The sequence below is a fragment of the Streptomyces sp. NPDC024555 genome, assembly GCF_055559335.1.
Genome location: NZ_JBVHKV010000005.1, coordinates 339,153 through 356,463 on the forward strand (window position 1 = coordinate 339,153; position 17,311 = coordinate 356,463).

General features: G+C 74.3%; 17 protein-coding genes and 1 riboswitch. Of the genes, 8 read left to right on the top strand and 9 right to left on the bottom strand.

Annotated features, from left to right (window positions below; translation table 11 throughout):
• Positions 1 to 92: 92 nt before the first annotated feature.
• The 5 genes from ACZ4FH_RS11105 to ACZ4FH_RS11125 all read right to left on the bottom strand — a co-directional run bounded on the left by ACZ4FH_RS11105 (position 93) and on the right by ACZ4FH_RS11125 (position 7,081).
• Entirely contained in the window at positions 93 to 218 is a 126-nt protein-coding gene (locus tag ACZ4FH_RS11105; protein ID WP_467303911.1) for a putative leader peptide, read from the bottom strand.
• Positions 196 to 339: riboswitch (SAM riboswitch) on the bottom strand. (Overlaps the previous gene by 23 nt.)
• 114 nt (positions 340 to 453) lie before the next feature.
• Positions 454 to 1,044 (bottom strand): N-acetylmuramoyl-L-alanine amidase, encoded by a 591-nt coding sequence (locus tag ACZ4FH_RS11110; protein WP_467303913.1) that lies wholly within the window; start codon positions 1,042 to 1,044, stop codon positions 454 to 456.
• 215 nt (positions 1,045 to 1,259) lie between these two features.
• Positions 1,260 to 2,609: an esterase-like activity of phytase family protein gene (locus ACZ4FH_RS11115; protein WP_467303914.1), complete on the bottom strand. Its 1,350-nt coding sequence runs from the start codon at positions 2,607 to 2,609 to the stop codon at positions 1,260 to 1,262.
• 147 nt (positions 2,610 to 2,756) lie between these two features.
• Positions 2,757 to 4,181 (bottom strand): SWIM zinc finger family protein, encoded by a 1,425-nt coding sequence (locus ACZ4FH_RS11120; RefSeq protein ID WP_467303915.1) that lies wholly within the window; start codon positions 4,179 to 4,181, stop codon positions 2,757 to 2,759.
• Complete coding sequence (locus tag ACZ4FH_RS11125) at positions 4,178 to 7,081, bottom strand: DEAD/DEAH box helicase (protein ID WP_467303916.1); 2,904 nt, start codon at positions 7,079 to 7,081, stop codon at positions 4,178 to 4,180. Before ACZ4FH_RS11125 ends, ACZ4FH_RS11120 begins: the two co-directional genes overlap by 4 nt.
• A gap of 253 nt (positions 7,082 to 7,334) precedes the next feature.
• Here ACZ4FH_RS11125 and ACZ4FH_RS11130 point away from each other — a divergent pair, with 253 nt between their 5' ends.
• The 3 genes from ACZ4FH_RS11130 to ACZ4FH_RS11140 all read left to right on the top strand — a co-directional run bounded on the left by ACZ4FH_RS11130 (position 7,335) and on the right by ACZ4FH_RS11140 (position 9,258).
• A complete protein-coding gene (locus tag ACZ4FH_RS11130; RefSeq protein ID WP_467303918.1) occupies positions 7,335 to 8,405 on the top strand; it encodes a fatty acid desaturase family protein in 1,071 nt (356 codons plus the stop codon).
• Positions 8,406 to 8,515: 110 nt separating this feature from the next.
• Positions 8,516 to 8,698 carry a hypothetical protein gene (locus ACZ4FH_RS11135; protein WP_467304029.1) on the top strand — a complete coding sequence of 61 codons (183 nt, stop codon included), beginning with the start codon at positions 8,516 to 8,518 and terminating at the stop codon, positions 8,696 to 8,698.
• Positions 8,699 to 8,715: 17 nt separating this feature from the next.
• Complete coding sequence (locus ACZ4FH_RS11140; protein ID WP_467303919.1) at positions 8,716 to 9,258, top strand: MOSC domain-containing protein; 543 nt, start codon at positions 8,716 to 8,718, stop codon at positions 9,256 to 9,258.
• 67 nt (positions 9,259 to 9,325) lie between these two features.
• Here ACZ4FH_RS11140 and ACZ4FH_RS11145 read toward each other — a convergent pair whose 3' ends face one another.
• Both ACZ4FH_RS11145 and ACZ4FH_RS11150 read right to left on the bottom strand, forming a co-directional pair.
• Complete coding sequence (locus ACZ4FH_RS11145) at positions 9,326 to 10,192, bottom strand: hypothetical protein (protein ID WP_467303920.1); 867 nt, start codon at positions 10,190 to 10,192, stop codon at positions 9,326 to 9,328.
• A gap of 119 nt (positions 10,193 to 10,311) precedes the next feature.
• Positions 10,312 to 10,608 (bottom strand): hypothetical protein, encoded by a 297-nt coding sequence (locus ACZ4FH_RS11150; protein WP_467303921.1) that lies wholly within the window; start codon positions 10,606 to 10,608, stop codon positions 10,312 to 10,314.
• A 92-nt stretch (positions 10,609 to 10,700) separates the two neighbouring features.
• On the opposite strand from ACZ4FH_RS11150, the gene ACZ4FH_RS11155 reads away from it, so the two are divergent.
• A complete protein-coding gene (locus ACZ4FH_RS11155) occupies positions 10,701 to 11,603 on the top strand; it encodes an oxygenase MpaB family protein (protein ID WP_467303922.1) in 903 nt (300 codons plus the stop codon).
• Positions 11,604 to 11,642: 39 nt separating this feature from the next.
• Here the strand turns inward: ACZ4FH_RS11155 and ACZ4FH_RS11160 are convergent, their stop codons facing one another.
• Entirely contained in the window at positions 11,643 to 12,242 is a 600-nt protein-coding gene (locus ACZ4FH_RS11160) for a class I SAM-dependent methyltransferase (RefSeq protein WP_467303923.1), read from the bottom strand.
• 159 nt (positions 12,243 to 12,401) lie between these two features.
• On the opposite strand from ACZ4FH_RS11160, the gene ACZ4FH_RS11165 reads away from it, so the two are divergent.
• From ACZ4FH_RS11165 to ACZ4FH_RS11180, 4 genes are all read left to right on the top strand, one after another.
• The gene (locus tag ACZ4FH_RS11165; protein ID WP_467303924.1) at positions 12,402 to 13,250 is read left to right on the top strand and encodes an MHYT domain-containing protein; all 849 of its coding nucleotides are present in this window, start codon (positions 12,402 to 12,404) and stop codon (positions 13,248 to 13,250) included.
• 101 nt (positions 13,251 to 13,351) lie between these two features.
• A complete protein-coding gene (locus ACZ4FH_RS11170) occupies positions 13,352 to 15,901 on the top strand; it encodes a sensor histidine kinase (protein WP_467303925.1) in 2,550 nt (849 codons plus the stop codon).
• Positions 15,898 to 16,335, top strand: coding sequence for a roadblock/LC7 domain-containing protein (locus ACZ4FH_RS11175; protein WP_467303927.1), 438 nt, complete (start codon positions 15,898 to 15,900; stop codon positions 16,333 to 16,335). The genes ACZ4FH_RS11170 and ACZ4FH_RS11175 overlap by 4 nt, the downstream gene beginning before the upstream one ends.
• 16 nt (positions 16,336 to 16,351) lie before the next feature.
• On the top strand, positions 16,352 to 16,765 hold the full coding sequence (locus ACZ4FH_RS11180) for a DUF742 domain-containing protein (RefSeq protein WP_467303928.1): 414 nt from the start codon (positions 16,352 to 16,354) through the stop codon (positions 16,763 to 16,765).
• 20 nt (positions 16,766 to 16,785) lie between these two features.
• On the opposite strand, the gene ACZ4FH_RS11185 is transcribed toward ACZ4FH_RS11180, so the two are convergent.
• Positions 16,786 to 17,295 (bottom strand): MarR family winged helix-turn-helix transcriptional regulator, encoded by a 510-nt coding sequence (locus ACZ4FH_RS11185; protein WP_467303929.1) that lies wholly within the window; start codon positions 17,293 to 17,295, stop codon positions 16,786 to 16,788.
• Positions 17,296 to 17,311 lie beyond the last annotated feature (16 nt).

Here is a 17,311-nt window from a genome sequence, read left to right on the forward strand (position 1 = left end):
CTCACGGAGCGGGCCGGCGGGTGCGGGGGCGGATCGGTGGCGGTCCGGCCGGCCGTCGACGGCGGGCCGGGCGGACCCCGGGGAGCGGGCGCCTACGCGGCGCCGGCGACGCGCAGCAGATCGATGTGCAGACGCCTCGTCAATCCGATCCTGGGCACTTCCCACCGGTCCTGCCGTCGGGGCCCGCGGGAGGCGGGGCCGCGCTTGTCCTGTCGCACCGACAGGACCCGGTCGTCACCCGGAGCACCCCATCGCGGCCGAAGGGTTGCCCGTCAGCGGGCCGGGGCCGATGACCGCGCGGACGGGGAGCCCGTGCGCGCGGCGCTGACAGTCGTGACCGTCCCCGTCAGTCTCGGCCCGCCCGGTGGCGCCGTCAAGGACACCGCCGCCGCCGTCTCGACTGGTGGTCGGTTCCCGTACGGCGCAGGGGCGTTCGTGGCGTGTGCGGCGGGCTCAGCCCGCGCTCAGCAGGTTGACCAGCCGGATGTAGCGCACCCAGTCCCAGTGGCTGCCCGGGTCCGTGTGGTCGGAGCCCGGCACCTGGGAGTGGGCCAGGATGTGCGCGCGGTCCTTGGGAATGCCGTAGCGGTCGCAGATCGAGGCGGTCAGCAGGGCCGACTTCTCGTACAGGGCGTTGGTGAAGTACGAGGGCTGGTCCACGTACCCCTCGTGCTCGATGCCGATGCTGCGGGTGTTGTAGTCCCAGTTCCCCGCGTGCCAGGCGATGTTCTTCTCCCGGACGCACTGGTCGATGTAGCCGTCCGAGGAGCGCACCACATAGTGCGCGGACACCTGCTTCGCCGGGTTCTGGAAGATGGCCACGGCGTCGGAGAACGTCTCCTGGGTGACATGGATGACCACGTACTGGACGGGATACGCCGAAGGGCGCGAGGAGACCGTGTAGTTGGAGGCCGACGCCGGGACCCAGTGCGCCGTCGGGTAGTCCGTGTCGCCGGCCTCGGCCGCGCTGGCCCGGACGGACGAGGGGAGCAGCGCCGCGGCGACGGTGGCCGCGGTGCCCTGGATGATCCTTCTGCGGTCCATGTGTGTACTCCTGGCGGTGGGGGGACGGAGGAACACGGTTCGCACACACGTCCGTTGACCGGATCCCCGTGTCCGGTGTCCGGCCGGGCGGTGTGCGCGCCCACCGTACGGGTGCGGCGCGGGCGGCGGAAGACGGCGGGGCGCGAAACGGGGCGCGCGGACGCGACCGGGCCGCCGGGCGGGGAGCCCGGCGGCCCGAGGGACATGACCGGGTGTCAGTGCGTCAGCGGCCGGGGCAGCTCGATGGTCGTCACGGTCGTCCTGATCCCGGAGTCGACCAGCCGCCCGTGCGCGTCGAAGGCGCCGGCCCCGTCCGTCATCCCGAAGTCGTTGTCGTTGACGAGGGTCAGGGTGCTGCGGCCCGTCACCGCCACGCCCTCGATCTTGCCGGGCACGCCCGGCACCGTCCCGAGGTCGACGACGAGGCTCTTGCGGAGCACCGGGACACCGGAGGCCGCCGGGTCCGTCAGCTCCTCGTACGACGGGGAGGAGGCCGGGGCGTCCCAGCGCGACCCCAGGATCCCGGCGCCGCGCGGCAGCGTGACGCGGTGCAGCCGTGCCGTGCGGTCGGTGCGCTCCTCGACGAGCAGGGTGTCGCGGCCGATCGCGACGACGGACGAGACCTTCAGCTCCGAGGTGTCGTCCTCGCCCGGGTCCACGACGCCCACCGGGTCGAAGCGGTAGGCGTATTCGGCGGTGACGGCCTTCTTCTTCGTCGAGAACCGCAGCAGCCGGATGTTGCGCGAGGACTCGCCCGCGTCCTGGTCGGGGAGCGAGAGCGGGCTCTGGACCGCCAGCACCAGATCGCCGCCGGGCAGCAGCGCCAGCCCCTCGAAGCCCCGGTTGATCTTCCGGTGCAGCAGGATGCCGGGCAGCGCCTCCACCACGGGGTAGTCGGCGCCCCGCAGATCCAGCCCCTCGGGAACGTAGCGCGTCAGCACCCGTCCCCGCTCCGAAACGTGCACGAGTGACGGCCCGTACTCGTCCACCAGCCAGAACGATCCGTCCGGCGCCCGCACGATCCCCTCGGTGTCCAGCCCGTTCGGGTTGTACGGGAGCGGCGTGCCCGCGTCGTAGGTGTACGGCGCCTCGTCGCGCCCGGACTGGTTCGACAGTCCGGTGACGGGGGCACCCGACCGCGTGGTCAGGGGGATCGAGCGCACCACCTCGACCTGCCCGCCCGTCACCCGGATCCGGACGATCGCCGGGTCGAAGCCGGGCACCGGGAAGGTGCGCCGCTTGCTGCCGTCGACCTTGATCTGGCCGTTGGGGCCCCGGTCCGTGACGGTCCAGAACTCGCCCTTGCGCCCCGCCGGGTAGATGTCGCTGCCGATGCCGCCGAGCAGGACGCCGCGGTCGTCGTCGACCGTCCCGGGCAGCAGGGCGTTGCTGAAGCCGCCGAGCGGGACGGCGCCGAGGGTGGCGCTCGCCGTGACCCGGGCGGTGGTGCCGGGGCGGTGGTGGCGGTCCTGCGCGCCGGTCGCGGTGCCCGCGGCACACAGGGTGCCGAGCAGGGCGAGCGGCAGCCCGGCGGCCAGGGATCGACGGACAACACGCGAGGACATGGGGCCTCCTGAGGGGCAAGGAACGTTTCGCCCGTCAGGTTCCGCGCCGTGCCTCAACGGCCGGTGACATCCAGTTGAACTCCGGGGCGGAACGCGACGACGGGCGGGGGCCGCACCGCGCGGCCCCCGCCGTCGTCGTTCCTCCGCTCAGACGTCCACCGCGTCGGTGGCGGCCGCGTCCGCCCACGCCGCCGCCGGATCCTCGTCCGAGGGCCCCGCCGGAACCCAGCGGCCGTCCTCCTTGCGGAACGGGTACCAGCGTCCGTCCCGCCCGTAGCGCACCTGCACCCTGCCGTCCGCCGAGGTCCACCGGTTGCGCTCGGCGCGCAGCCGGGGCGCCTCGTCCTCGTCCCAGGCACCGGCGAGACCGGCCCTGGCCCGGACGAGCGCCGGGCCGTCCGGCGTCCACTCCTCGTCGAGCACGGCCAGCGCGGCCGCCCCGCCGTACCGCCAGGCCGCCACCGCCGCAGGCAGGGCGGCGCGCGGCCGGCCGGATCCGGTCGCCAGCCGGCCCGCGATCCACGGCTCCGGCCGGGCCTCGGCCGCCAGCCGCACCGCGTCCTCCCGCGCGTTCGGGGCCTGGGGCACCGGGTGCTGTCCGTGCCCCGCCGACAGCGCCTCCACGAGCATCCGGTGCGCGCGCGCCGCGGCGTCCCGGGCCAGCAGCTCCAACGCCGAGGGATCCACGCCCGGTTCGGGGTCGGTCTCCGTGTCCAGCGAGGGCGCCGGGCCCGGGGCGTCGGGAACCTCCGGCACCGGCGGGAGCGGCGGCAGGACCGCCGCGTCCGCGTACGCCTCCTCCGCCGGCACACCGGGCGCTCCGTCCCCGGCCTCCTCGCGGGCGTCCGGGATCCCTTCGGGGTCCGGCCCGGTGCGCCCGCCCGCCCGTGCGGCGATCCGCACCTGGAGCTCGTCCAGCAGCCGCCGCTCACCGCGCCCCCGCAGCAGCAGGAGGACGAACGGGTCCTGGTCCAGCAGCCGGGCCACCTGGTAGCAGAGCGCCGCGGTGTGCGGACAGTGGTCCCAGGCCTCGCAGGTGCACTCCGGATCCAGATCGCCGATCCCGGGCAGCAGTTCCACCCCGGCCGCCGCCGCGTCCTCGACCAGATGCGGCGGCATCTCCCGGTCCAGCAGGGCGGCGATGTGCCCGGCCCGGTCGACCGCCATGTCCAGGAAGCGGTCCCACTGTTCGTCGCTGAGCTCCTGGAGCAGGACGTCGCTGCGGTGGCCGCCCGTGTTCCGGTCCCGCACCACGGCGGTGATCCGGCCGGGCCGCACGGACACCGCGCCGACCCGGCCCTCGCGGGCGAACCGGCGGCCCGTCTTGAGCTGCTGGTTGTCCAGCGCCGTGTCCTCCAGCGCCTTCAGCCAGGCCCCGCCCCACCAGGACGTCGCGAAGCCGCGGCCCGGGGCGGGCGGCAGCGGGGCGAAGGTGCGCTCGGGACCCGAGGCCGCCCCGCCGGTCCCGTCGCCGGACCCGCCGTCCTCGCCGTCGCCGAACTCCTCGTCGTCGTAGCCCTCGTCCTCGAACGGATCGGGCTCGTAGTCGTCCTCCGGATATCCGTGTGTCATCGTGCGCCCCCTCGCAGCTCGACCAGATCGGCCAGTTCGGCATCGCTCAGCTCGGTCAGGGCGCTCTCGCCGGAGCCGAGCACGGCGTCGGCGAGCCCCTGTTTGCGGGCCAGCATGTCCGCGATGCGATCCTCGATCGTGCCCTCCGCGATCAGCCGGTGCACCTGGACGGGCTGGGTCTGGCCGATGCGGTAGGCCCGGTCGGTGGCCTGTGCCTCGACGGCCGGGTTCCACCAGCGGTCGAAGTGCACCACATGTCCGGCCCGGGTCAGGTTGAGCCCCGTCCCGGCCGCCTTGAGCGACAGCAGGAAGACCGGGGCCCCGCCCGACTGGAAGCGGTTGACCATCGCCTCGCGCTCCGCCACCGGCGTACCCCCGTGCAGGAACTGCGTGCTGATGCCGCGCGCCGTCAGATGCCGCTCCAGCAGCCGCGCCATCTGCACGTACTGGGTGAAGACCAGCACACCCGCGCCCTCCGCGAGCATGGTGTCCAGCAGTTCGTCCAGCAGCTCGACCTTGCCCGAGCGGTCCGCGATCCGGGGCTCCTCCTCCTTGAGGTACTGCGCGGGATGGTTGCAGATCTGCTTGAGCGCCGTCAGCAGCTTCACCACCAGACCGCGCCGCGCCATGCCGTCCGCCTCGGCGATGGCCGCCAGGGTCTCGCGCACCACCGCCTCGTACAGCCCGGCCTGTTCGGGCGTGAGCGAGACCGCCCGGTCCGTCTCGGTCTTCGGCGGCAGCTCCGGCGCGATGCCGGGATCGGACTTGCGGCGGCGCAGCAGGAAGGGCCGCACCAGCGCGCCGAGCCGTTCGGCGGCGGCCGGGTCCCCGCCCTCCGCCGCCCGCGCGTAGCGGGTGCGGAAGGTGCCGAGCCGGCCCAGCAGGCCCGGGGTGGTCCAGTCGAGGATCGCCCACAGCTCGGAGAGGTTGTTCTCCACGGGCGTGCCGGTGAGCGCGACCCGCGCCTGTGCGCCGATGGTGCGCAGCTGCCGGGCCGTCGCCGAGTACGGGTTCTTCACGTGCTGGGCCTCGTCCGCGACGACCATGCCCCAGCGCACCTCCGAGAGCCGGGGCGCGTCGAGCCGCATCGTGCCGTACGTGGTGAGGACGAACGCGTCGTCGGCCAGGTCCTCCAGGCTGCGCGAGCCGCCGTGGAAGCGGCGGACCGGGATGCCCGGGGCGAACTTCTCGATCTCCCGCTGCCAGTTGCCCATGAGCGAGGTCGGACAGACCACCAGGGTCGGTCCGGCCGCGCCCTCCAGGGCCCGGCGGTGCAGATGCAGGGCGATCAGGGTGATGGTCTTGCCGAGGCCCATGTCGTCGGCGAGGCAGCCGCCGAGCCCGAGCGAGGTCATCGTGTGCAGCCAGTTCAGTCCGCGCAGCTGGTAGTCGCGCAGGGTCGCGGCGAGCGCGGCGGGCTGTCCGACGGCCGTCTCGCCCTCGGGCCGGGACTCGGGGTCGGCGACCCGCTGCCGCAGACGCTCCAGCCACCCCGTCGCCGAGACCTCCACACGCCGGCCGTCGACCTCCGTGGAACCGGTCAGCACGGCGCCCAGGGCGTCGATGGGGGTGACCTTGCGGTCGTGGGTCTCGCGGGCCCGGCGGGCCTGCTCGGGGTCGATGAGCACCCACTGGTCGCGCAGCCGCACCAGCGGCCTGCCCGCCTCGGCGAGCCGGTCCAGTTCCTCGCGTCCGAGGCGCTGCCCGCCGAGCGTGAACGACCAGGTGAACGAGAGAAGGGCGTCGGAGGAGAGCAGCGGAACGGCGTCCGAGGCATGGAACGCGCGTCCCCCGGTGCGGCGTTCGCCGTCCTCGGGGTCGGCATCCGCGTCCGCCGGACCGATCACGGCACGGGCCGTGAGGGTGCGGGCGAGCTCCCGGGGCCAGTGCACCTGGACCCCGGTGGCGGCGAGCGCGGCCGACGCCGGGCCGAGCAGTCCGGCGATCTCCTCGTCCGCGGGCTCCACGGCGTCCGGCACGGCGGCCGACAGCAGGGGGGCCAGCGGCGGCCAGGCCCGCGCGGCCCGGCGCAGCATGAGGAGTGCGTCCATCCGGGCCCGCGGTCCGAAGGCGGCGGCGGCCGGACCCGAACCGGCCCAGATCTCGGCCGCGTCGGCGACCAGCGTGGGATCGCCGACGCCGTGGATCTGCGGTACCACGCGGAACGAGGGGCCTTGCGCGCCGTCGGCCTCCGGCACCGCCCGGTCGAGCCCCGCCACCTCGACGCGCAGGGAGAGGCGGACGCCCGCGTCGTGCACGGCGGCCACATCGGCGAGCCAGGCCCGTTGACCCGGCACGTGCTGCGGCTCCTCGGCGGCGAACGCCGGACCGCCCGCGGCCTGCGGGGCCGCCGGGGTGCGCGGCAGACCGTCCACCACCGCGTCGAGGAACGCCCGCAGGAGCCGCTCCGGTTCGGGCAGGAGCAGGGGCTGCGCCAGGGCGTCGACCGGGACCGCGTGCGCGGTCGGGGGCATGGACGCGGCCAGGGAGCGGATCCGGGTCTGCTCGTCGGCCGTCAGCGGGCCGGCCCGCCAGCTGTCGTGGTCGGTCGCGCTGAGCCCCGGCAACAGCAGTCCGCGCGCCGCGAACTGAAGAGCGAGCAGCCCGGCCGCGCCCCAGAACAGCGCGGCGGGCGAGGCGTGGGAGGCCGTCCGGGCGCGGGTGAGGACGGCGAGGGCGTCGCGGACGGGGAGGATCCGGGCCGGTACGAGCCGGGGCGTCGCGTCGGGACCGGCCACGGTCAGCTCCTCGACCGTGCCCGGCGCCTCCGGCGGACTGCTGCCGTCCGGATACCAGAAGGCGACCCGGCCGGTACGGGAGGGATCCGCCGGCAGGAAGACCACGGAACAGCCGGCCAGAGCGGAGATCTCGGAGAGCGATGCTGCGGGGAGGCGGTGCACAGCGATGGCAGAGTCCTCAAATTTGACTAGTGGAAGGTCGCCGAGGATAGCCCACCGATGAGCCAGAGGGAAGAGCGTCTGGCGTGATCTGCGTCACTTGTAAATGTCCTCTATGTCTGCCCGGTGGTGCCAGCACCCCCATGGGGCGAGGGGGCTGGCACCAGGGAACCCCGGGTGGTGACTCCATGGCTCCGCGACTCCCGCGAATCGTACGTTTTTTCAGGTCAGACAGGCCCAGAAGACCGGAGACGCCATGCCTCAGGCCGCGACCATCGCCGTCGTACCACCCCGTGAGGGCGCCGCGCGCACCACGAACCCCACCGGGGGCCCGGGTGCGGGCAGCGACTTCGCACCGCTGCTGCGGACCGTCAAAGAACAGGGCCTCCTCGACCGGCGCACCGGCTGGTACGCCGCCGGCATCACCGTCAACCTGCTGGCCCTGGGCGCGGTGCTCACCGGCGTCGTCCTCCTCGGCAACACCTGGTGGACCCTGCTGCTGGCGCTTCCCCTGGCCGTCCTCTGGTCCCGCACCGCCTTCTTCGGCCACGACGCCGGACACGCCCAGATCACCGGCGACCGGCGGGTGAGCCGCGTCATCGGCCTGTTCCACGCCAATCTGCTGCTCGGGATGAACGAGGCGTGGTGGAACGACAAGCACGTACGTCACCACGCCCACCCGAACCACGTGGACAAGGACCCGGACGTCGGGGTCGGCGCCCTCGTCTGGACCGCGAAGCAGGCGGCCCAGCGCGAGGGGTTCGCCCGCTGGCTCACCCGTAACCAGGCCCGGCTGTTCTTCCCGATGCTGCTGCTCGAAGGCATCGCGCTCAAGATCTCCGGATTCCAGTACCTGCGACGCCAGCCCGTTCGCGAACGCGCCCTCTCCGCCCTGCTGCTCACCGCGCACCTCGGACTGTACGCCGCCCTGCTGCTGACGGTCCTGTCCCCGGGCAAGGCCGTCGTCTTCGCCCTCGTGCACCACGCGCTCTTCGGCCTGCACCTCGGGATGTCCTTCGCGCCGAACCACAAGGGCATGGAGATGCCCGACCCCCACGGGGACCGCTGGGGCCACCTCCAGCGACAGGTCCTGACCTCGCGCAACGTCCGGGGCGCGGTCCTCACCGACTGGTTCCTCGGCGGACTCAACTACCAGATCGAGCACCACCTCTTCCCGAGCATGCCGCGCCCCCACCTCAAGCGGGCCCAGCCGCTCGTCCGGGCCCACTGCGAAGCGCTCGGCATGCCCTACACGGAGACCGGGCTCATCGAGTCCTACCGGCAGGCCCTGGAGCACATGCACGAGGTCGGCGCCCCGCTGCGCTGACGGGCGGGCGGGACGCCTCGCCCAGGGTTTCCCGCCCGTGAGGAACCGTGGAGCACGCACAGGCGTTCTTCCATCAGAAGCGGCCACGGGCCGCGGAGGAGGCGTGGACGATGTCGAACACAGCGAAGATCGCCATCGGAGGAGTTGTCGTCGCGGTCGTCCTGATGCCGTTCATCGGCTTCTGGCTGTCCCTGCTGGTCCTCGTCGGGGTCCCCGCGATCGCCTACCTGGCCCTGGACCCCGGCCAGCGGCGCAGGCTCCGTAGGATCACTCGTAAGGAAATAGGCCGCTGAGCAAGGGGACCCGCACCGTGAGTGGCACCGTCACCGCCGTGAGCCGGAACGAGACGTACAGCTTCACCAAGCCCAACCGGGACAGCGTGACCCTGCTGACCGGTCTGGGAGTGGAGGGCGACGTCCATGCGGGCGTGACCGTCAAACACCGCTCCAGGATCGCCCAGGACCCCACCCAGCCCAATCTGCGCCAGGTCCACCTCATCCACGCGGAGCTGTTCGACGAGCTGCGCGAGGCGGGCTACGAGATCACCCCCGGGGATCTCGGGGAGAACGTCACCACCCGGGGCATCGACCTGCTGGCGCTGCCGGTCGGCACCCGCCTCCACCTCGGGGACGAGGCCGTCGTCGAGGTCACCGGGCTGCGCAACCCCTGCCTCCAGATCGACACCTTCCGGACGGGACTGCTCAAGCGGGTCGTCGGCCGGGACGAGACCGGTGCCGTCGTCCGCAAGGCCGGGATCATGAGCGTGGTCGCCGTCGGCGGTGTCGTCCGGCCCGGCGACCGGATCGAGGTCCGGCTGCCGGCCGAGCCGCACCGCCCGCTGGAGCGCGTCTGACACACCCGCACGCGTGGTGCCCCGGACCGCCGGTCCGCGGCACCACGCGTGTACGGGGCGGCCGGGGTCAGGACGGCCGCACGGCCATCGCGTCCAGCGCCGTGAGCAGCTCGGGCAGCTCCGTGCCGCGCTTCACGGTCATGATCTCGCCGGGCACCTCGTCCAGCAGCAGGAAGGCGATGTCGTCGGTCCGGGCGACCATGGACCAGCCGGGGCCGTCGGCGCGGATCATCCGCGCGTCCCCCGGGGCGAACGAGGAGCGCACCCGGCCGGGCGGCGGCGGACTCGTCCGGTACGCGTCGGCCTCGGCCAGCGCCCGCCGCACCCCGGGATGCCCGCCGCCGGTGGCGGACGCGTCCGCGCCGTCGCCCTCCTCGGCCCGGGAGGCGTCCGGCCGCCCGCCGTCTCCGCCCTCGGCCCCGTCCTCCGTGTCCTCGTCGTCGACCTGCTCCCGCCAGACCGCCCACTGCGAGGCGATCGCGTCCGCCCCCAGCCGGCGCTGGGCGGGGCCCCAGGTGTCGGTGTCCGGCGGGGAGAGCGGTGCCAGGGGCTCGCCCTCCACCTCGGGGTCGGGCCCCGGATCGTGCGGCGCGGGCAGACCGGGGGCGGCGACGGCCACGGCGAGCGGCCAGCCGGGCAGCGCGCAGACCACCGAGCGGTCGTCCGGCGACAGGTCGTACTCCATCCCGCAGTCCCAGGACGCGATCGCCACGGCCACCAGGGACACGTCGTCCACGACCACCGTCCAGCGCGCCCCGTCGCCGTCCTGGCCCATGACCAGGCCGTACCCCTCCGCGTACGGTTCGAGGCCCAGGGCCGCGCAGGCCGCCGGATAGTCGTCCCCGAGCACGCTCGGGAACTGCGCGGGAGTCAGCAGGACCGCGGTCAGCACATACAGCGCGTCGTCGGCGACAGCGTCGTCCGTCCCGGCCACTGCACCCTCCTCTTCCGTCACGGTTGTCGTCGGCGCACCTTAACCAGTGGGTAACCCACCCGTCGAGGCCCTGACAAGGCCGGTCCCGCCGCTCCCGGTGGTGTGCCGCCGGGCCCGGGTCAGTCCTCGGAGAGACCCAGCAACGTCCGGGCGGCCTGTTCCGGTGTGACGCCGCGCTCCCGCGCGAGCGCGACGACGGCCCGGCAGGCCAGCTCGCTCACACCGAAGGACAGCGCCTCGGGCGACACCCAGCCGCTCGCCTCCTCCATCCGGTCCTGGTCGTTCTCCGCCGAAGCCCCCACATACGTGGCCGCCGCCTCGAACAGGTTGTGCTGCCGGCGCGCCGGAGCGGTGGACGCTCCGCCCGCGCGCAAGGGGGTCACGGCTCTGCGCCACAGGTGCTTCACGCCGGTCATGGGTACCGCCTTTCGGGTTGTGCGTACGTACTCACCGTCCTGCCCACACACGTAGGCTGGGACACTCGACCTGGACAGAGGGGGACGGTGCGGTGAAGCGCTACGACCGGCTGAAGGAGATCCAACGCCTCGATCCGGAACGGGACTTCCTGGAGATCTACCGGATCACCGCGACGTACGAGTTCCCCTGGGACATTACCCGCGCCCTGGAACTCGCCCTGTACCGCACCTATGCCGTGCCCTCGATCGGCAGACTCCTGGCCGAGACAGCCGAACTGACGGATCGTTCGCAGAAGCGGTACGACGACACCGCGCTGCTCCTGGACACGGTGGTCGAGCACGGCTTCGACAGCGATCCGGGACGCACCGCCATCCGCCGCATCAACCGGATGCACCGCAGCTACGACATCAGCAACGACGACATGCGCTATGTGCTCTGCACCTTCGTCGTCAGCCCGAAGCGCTGGCTGGACGCGTACGGCTGGCGCCGGCTGTCCGACCACGAACTGCGGGCGTGCGCGGCCTACTACCGGACCCTCGGCGCCCATATGGGCATCAAGGACCTGCCCGCCACGTACGAGGAGTTCGAGCACACCCTCGACAGCTACGAGGCCGCGCACTTCGGCTGGGACGAGGGGGCGCGCGCCGTCTCGGACGCGACCCTGGCGCTGATGGCCTCCTGGTATCCGCGCCCGCTCGCGCCCCTCGTCCGGGGAGCGAGCCTCGCCCTCCTCGACGACGCTCTGCTGCGCGCCTTCCGCTATCCGGCCCCGGGGCCCGCCGCCCGCGCCGTCACCCGGGGCGCCCTGCGGCTCAGGGCGCGCGCGGTCCGGCTCCTCCCGCCGCGCCGCACCCCGCACTACGCCCGGCAGAACCCCGAGATCAAGGGGTATCCGAACGGCTACGAGGTGTCCGCGCTCGGCACCCACCCGGTCCCCGGCACCGGCGGCTGCCCGGTCCGCCACCTCCGGGACGCCGAGACCGAAACGGCGTGACGCGCGGGCCGGCGGACCGGCCCGCGGGTGCGCCCCGACTCAGCCGGAGCGCTCGGCCAGCGCGAGATAGCGGGCGTCCTCGTCCGCGTACGAGACGAGGCGCCAGCCCGAACGGGCCAGCAGCGGGCGGAGGTTCGGTTCGGCCCGCAGATCGCCGTCGGTGATCCGGCGGCCCTGGCGGGCCGCGAGCGCCGCGCGCCCCACGGGGTGGAACAGCGCCAGCAGCCCGCCCGGCCGTACCACCCGGGCGAGTTCCGCGAGATCCGGCCCAGGCCGCGACAGATGGGAGATCAGCCCCGCCGCGAACACCGCGTCCAGCGCGCCCGGACGCACCGGCAGCCGCGCGACATCGGCCAGGACCAGCCGGCCGTCCCGGTCCCGCCCCGCCCGGACGGCCGCCTCCAGCATGGCGGGCGTGAGGTCCGCGCCCAGCACGGTCCCCTCCGGCCCGACCGCCTCCCGCAGCGCGGGCAGGGCCCGTCCCGTGCCGCACCCCGCGTCCAGCACGGCGTCCCCGGGCCGCAGCCCCAGCGACGCGACGGCCGCCGCGTAGGCCGGACCGTCGTCGGGGAAACGGGCGTCCCAGCCCGCGGCCCGCGCCCCGAAGAACTCCTGGACATGTGTGTGGTCATCGGTCATACGGACATGATCGCGCAGCCCCGCGGCGAACGAAACGCCATAAAGCGGCGTACACGTTCGACCACGGTGCGATCGTTCGGGAACATCTCTCTGTCATATACCGGCAGCTTTCGAATGCGCCGGGGGTGCGCGCCCCGGCGCGACTAGCGTCCCCGAGTCATGGGACACCTGGACCACGCCAGCTTCGGCTGGCTCACCCCCGTGCTGTCGTACGCGATGGCCTGCATCGGCGCCGCGCTCGGTCTGAGCTGCACCGTGCGCGCCCTCGACACGACCGGACGCTCCCGGCGCAACTGGCTGATCACGGCCGCCTCCGCCATCGGCTCGGGCATATGGACGATGCACTTCGTCGCGATGCTCGGCTTCGGTGTCTACGGCACCGACATCCGCTACGACGTGCCGCTCACCCTCGTCAGCCTGCTCGGCGCCATGGTCGTGGTCGGCGGAGGCGTCTTCGCCGTCGGCTACAGCCGCGACCGCACCGGGGCGCTGCTGCTCGGCGGTCTCGCCACCGGACTCGGCGTCGCCAGCATGCACTACCTCGGCATGGCGGCCCTGCGACTGCACGGCACGGTCCACTACGACCCGCTGCGCGTCGTCCTCTCCGTCGTCATCGCGGTCATCGCCGCGACGGCCGCGCTCTGGGCCGCCCTCAACATCCGCTCGACCCGGGCCGTCGCGCTCGCCTCGCTCGTCATGGGCGCGGCGGTCAGCAGCATGCACTACACCGGCATGCTGGCCGTGAGCGTACGGGTCACCCCCTCGGCCGAGCCGCTGCCCGGCGCCACCGCCATGCAGTTCATCTTCCCGCTCGCGGTCGGCCTCGGCTCCTACCTCTTCCTCACCTCCGCGTTCGTGGCGCTCTCGCCCACCGCGCCGGAACGGGCCGCCTACGCCCGCGCCGGACGCGACGAGCCGGCCCCGGTCACCCCGCCCGCCCCGGAACCGGCCCCCGCCCCGTGGAACACCTCCCGCCGCCCGGGAACCGCCCCCGCCGGAAGGCGCTGACCGGCCGGCCCGATCCCCGCCCCCTCACCGGCGCCACCGCCCCCCCCGACTCACCGCCCCCCCGTCCCCACCACCCACACCCGACCCGGAACGAGGAGGCCATGCGCCCATCCCGCACGACCCCGGAGACCGGTGCCTCCGGCGCCCGGCCAAGCACCCCGCCGGCCCGAGGCCGCCGCGCCCACGCCGGACCCCCGGCCGACGAGAGCGCCGAACGCGCCGCCGTACGGCCGGAGCCCGGACCGGCTCCCCGGGGAGCCCTGCGCCTGCGCCCCAGGACCGTCCGAGCGAAGATCATCTCGCTGCTCATGGTGCCGGTCGTGTCGCTGCTCGCGCTGTGGGGGTTCGCGACCGTGTCCACGGCCCAGGACATGGCCCGGCTGCGCCAGTTGCAGCGGGTCGACGACGAGGTCAGGGCGCCCGTGGCCGCGGCGGTCGCCGCGCTCCAGGCCGAACGCGGGGCGGCCATGCTCCAGAAGGCCGACCCGGACGCCGCCCACGCCGCGGCCCTCCGGGCCCGCGCCGCCCGCACCGACACCGCGCTCGACGCCCTGCGCCTGGACGACGGCCACACCGTCGCCGACACCGGCAAGCTGCCCGGGGGCGTGGCCGGGCGACTCGACCGGTTCCTCGCCGGCGTCGCGGCCCTCCGGGCCGGGGACGGCGCCCGGGACGGCGTGGACACGGTCTACGACCGCTACACCTCGGTGGTGACCGCGGCCTTCGCCGTGTCGGGTGCCGTCACCGGCATCCAGGACGACGCCCTCGGCTCCGACGCCCGGGTCCTGCTCGAACTGGCCCGCGCCGACGAGATGCTGGCCCGCGAGGACGCGCTGCTCACCACCGCCTTCCGCACCGGCCGGCTGGAGGGGCGTCCGCGGCGCCTGTTCACCGGGGCCGTCGAGACCCGCCGCGAACTGATCGCGACGGCCGGCGCCGATCTGCCCGCCGCCGAACGGGCCGCCTGGCACGCGCTCACCGCCCGGCCCGCCACCCGCGCCGTCGGCGCGGCCGAGGACGCCGTGCTCGCCGCCGAGCCCGGCCGGGCCGCCGCCCGTGCCGTGCCCGCCGCCGACTGGCGGCACGCCTCCGACGAGGTCCGCACCGGACTGAACGGCATCGCCGCCGGGGCGGGGGAACGCGCGGCCGACCGCGCCGACCCGCTCGCCCACGCGGTGTTCAGCCCCTCCGGGGCCGCCGTCGTCTTCGGCTTCGTCGCGGTCGCCGCCTCGCTCGTGGTCTCCGTACGCATCGGGCGCGCCCTCGTCGTGGAGCTGGTCAGCCTCCGCAACAGTGCCCTGGAGATCGCGCGGCGCAAGCTCCCGCTGGCCATGCGCCGGCTGCGGGCCGGCGAGGAACTGGACATCCGGGCCGAGGCGCCGCCCGGCCTCGCCTCCCACGACGAGATCGGCCAGGTCGGCGAGGCCCTGGGCACCGTGCACCGGGCCGCGCTCAGTGCCGCCGTGGAACGCGCCGAACTCGCCGACGGGATCTCCGGCGTCTTCGTCAACCTCGCCCGCCGCAGCCAGGTGCTGGTGCACCGCCAGCTCAATCTGCTCGACAGCATGGAGCGGCGCGCCGACGACCCGGACGAGCTGAGCGACCTCTTCCGCCTCGACCACCTCACCACCCGCATGCGCCGCCACGCCGAGAGCCTGATCATCCTGTCCGGCGCCGCGCCCGGCCGGGCCTGGCGGATGCCGGTCTCCCTCACCAACGTCGTCCGCGCGGCCGTCTCCGAGATCGAGGACTACGCACGGGTCGAGGTGAGCCGGCTCCCCGAGGGCGCGGTCAAGGGTGCCGCCGTGGCCGACCTCACCCATCTGCTGGCCGAACTGGTCGAGAACGCCGCCCAGTTCTCGCCCCCGCACACCAAGGTGCGCATCACCGGCGAACCCGTGGGCAACGGCTACGCCCTGGAGATCGAGGACCGGGGCCTGGGCATGGGCCCCGAACTGCTCGGCGAGGCCAACCGCCGCATCGAGCAGGCCGAGGCCCTCGACCTCTTCGACAGCGACCGGCTCGGGCTCTTCGTCGTGAGCCGGCTCGCCGTCCGCCACCGCATCAGGGTCCATCTGCGCACCTCCGCCTACGGCGGCACCACCGCGGTGGTCCTGCTGCCGACGGCCCTCCTGCAGGGCGCGCTCCCGCCGGGCGAGGAACCGCCCGCGCCCGCACCGGACGCGGCGCCCCGGCGTGAGGAACCCGACCGCGCCGGCCTCGGACCGGCCCACCGGGCCGCCCGGCCCCGCACCACGTCGTTCCCCGCCCCCGTCGCCGTTCCGGCCCTGGACAGCGGAACCGGACCCACCGCCCAGGTCACCTCCCTGCGCCCGCGCCGGACCGCGCACCGGGCGGAGAGCCCCGCCCCGGCGCCGTCCCCGGGCACGGACGGGGACGAGGGCGAGCTGCCCCGCCGGGTCAGGCAGGCGAGTCTCGCCCCGCAACTGCGCGAGCGGCCCCGCCCCGAACCGCCGCCCGCCGCCGCACCGGCCGACGGCCCCGCCCCGCGCACCCCCGAAGAGGCCAGGGACCGGATGTCCGCCTACCGCGCCGGCTGGCTGCGCGGCGGCGGCTCCGCCCCCGGCGCCCCGGTGCCCGCCCCCCGTGTCCCCGCACCACGCCCGCTCAGCGAAGGAGACCCCGCATGATCGCGAACGAGAGGACCGGGGTGCCCCGCCGATCCGGCGAACTCGACTGGCTGCTGGACGATCTGGTGACCCGTGTCGGCGAGGTCCGGCACACGGTCGTGCTCTCCGGCGACGGACTCGCGGTCGGCGCCTCAAGCGCCCTGAGCCGCGAGGACGCCGATCACCTCGCGGCGGTCGCCTCCGGCTTCCACAGCCTCGCCAAGGGCGCCGGGCGCCACTTCGGGGCCGGCGACGTGCGCCAGACGATGGTCGAGATGGACGACGGCTTCCTGTTCGTCGCCGCGGCGGGGGAGGGCTCGTGCCTCGCCGTGCTCAGTACGGCCTTCGCCGATATCGGCCTGGTCGCCTACGAGATGGCCCGTCTGGTCAAACGCGTCGGCGAGCATCTGCGTACCCCGGCCCGGTTCGCCGCCCACCCCACGGCGACCGGCTGAGGGGAGGGAGAGCACCATGTCCACGACGGACACCGACCCGTACGAGCTGCCGGGCAGCCAGTGGTACGACGCCGAGGCCGGTCCGCTGGTCCGGCCGTACGCCATGACGGGAGGACGCACCGACCCGGGGCCGGGCGCCGCGCACTTCGACCTGATCGCGCTCGTCACGTACGACGACACGGCGTCCGGCAGCGGAGAGGACGCGCTGCTCGGCCCGGAGCACCACACGCTGCTGGAGCTGTGCCGCACCGAGACGCAGTCCGTCGCGGAACTCGCGGCGGACGCCGATCTGCCGGTCGGTGTCGTCCGGGTCCTCCTCGGCGACCTGCTGGAGTCCGGCTATGTGACGGTCAGCCGTCCGGTGCCCCCGGCCCAGCTCCCCGACGAACGCATCCTGCGCGAGGTGATCAACGGACTGCGCGCCCTGTGAACCGGACCGGGCGGCGTCCGCTACGGGCGGTTCCCGGCCCCGCGCAACAGCGTCAGCTCGTCGTTCATCGCCTCCAGGAAGCGCACCACGACGCGCAGTTCGGCCTCGTCGAACTGGCGCCGGGCCGCGTCGGTGCCGGCCGCCAGCGGCTGGAAGAAGTCGCGCGCGACGCGCTTGGCCGGCGCCGCGTAGTGCAGATGCACCACCCGCCGGTCCCCGGTGTCCCGGACCCGGCGGATGTGCCCCGCACGCTCCAGCCGGTCCAGACACGCCGTCACCGCGCCCGAGGTCAGATCCAGCTGGTCCCGCAGCCGGCCGGGCGTCATCGCGCCCTCCGCGCCGCCCCGCTCGGCGTCCAGGATGGCGATCAGGGCCTGGACGTCCGTGGCGTGCAGCCCCTGGGTCTGCGCGAACTCGTGCGTGATGCGGTTGAACTCGCTGTTCATCCGGCGCAGCAGCACCGCGAAGGACTGGAGCCCGGTGGGGTCGTCGCTCATGCCTCTGTCCGGGCCGGTGTCTGCGGTGTGCATCCCCCCAGAGTAATAT

Bases quoted from the DNA above. Each gene is read 5' to 3' on its own strand.
- ACZ4FH_RS11160 (WP_467303923.1), bottom strand. From the start codon at position 12,242: ATGACCGATGACCACACACATGTCCAGGAGTTCTTCGGGGCGCGGGCC.
- ACZ4FH_RS11110 (WP_467303913.1), bottom strand. From the start codon at position 1,044: ATGGACCGCAGAAGGATCATCCAGGGCACCGCGGCCACCGTCGCCGCG.
- ACZ4FH_RS11150 (WP_467303921.1), bottom strand. From the start codon at position 10,608: ATGACCGGCGTGAAGCACCTGTGGCGCAGAGCCGTGACCCCCTTGCGC.
- ACZ4FH_RS11170 (WP_467303925.1), top strand. From the start codon at position 13,352: ATGCGCCCATCCCGCACGACCCCGGAGACCGGTGCCTCCGGCGCCCGG.
- ACZ4FH_RS11185 (WP_467303929.1), bottom strand. From the start codon at position 17,295: ATGCACACCGCAGACACCGGCCCGGACAGAGGCATGAGCGACGACCCC.
- ACZ4FH_RS11120 (WP_467303915.1), bottom strand. From the start codon at position 4,181: ATGACACACGGATATCCGGAGGACGACTACGAGCCCGATCCGTTCGAG.
- ACZ4FH_RS11135 (WP_467304029.1), top strand. From the start codon at position 8,516: ATGTCGAACACAGCGAAGATCGCCATCGGAGGAGTTGTCGTCGCGGTC.
- ACZ4FH_RS11175 (WP_467303927.1), top strand. From the start codon at position 15,898: ATGATCGCGAACGAGAGGACCGGGGTGCCCCGCCGATCCGGCGAACTC.
- ACZ4FH_RS11130 (WP_467303918.1), top strand. From the start codon at position 7,335: ATGCCTCAGGCCGCGACCATCGCCGTCGTACCACCCCGTGAGGGCGCC.
- ACZ4FH_RS11115 (WP_467303914.1), bottom strand. From the start codon at position 2,609: ATGTCCTCGCGTGTTGTCCGTCGATCCCTGGCCGCCGGGCTGCCGCTC.
- ACZ4FH_RS11180 (WP_467303928.1), top strand. From the start codon at position 16,352: ATGTCCACGACGGACACCGACCCGTACGAGCTGCCGGGCAGCCAGTGG.
- ACZ4FH_RS11165 (WP_467303924.1), top strand. From the start codon at position 12,402: ATGGGACACCTGGACCACGCCAGCTTCGGCTGGCTCACCCCCGTGCTG.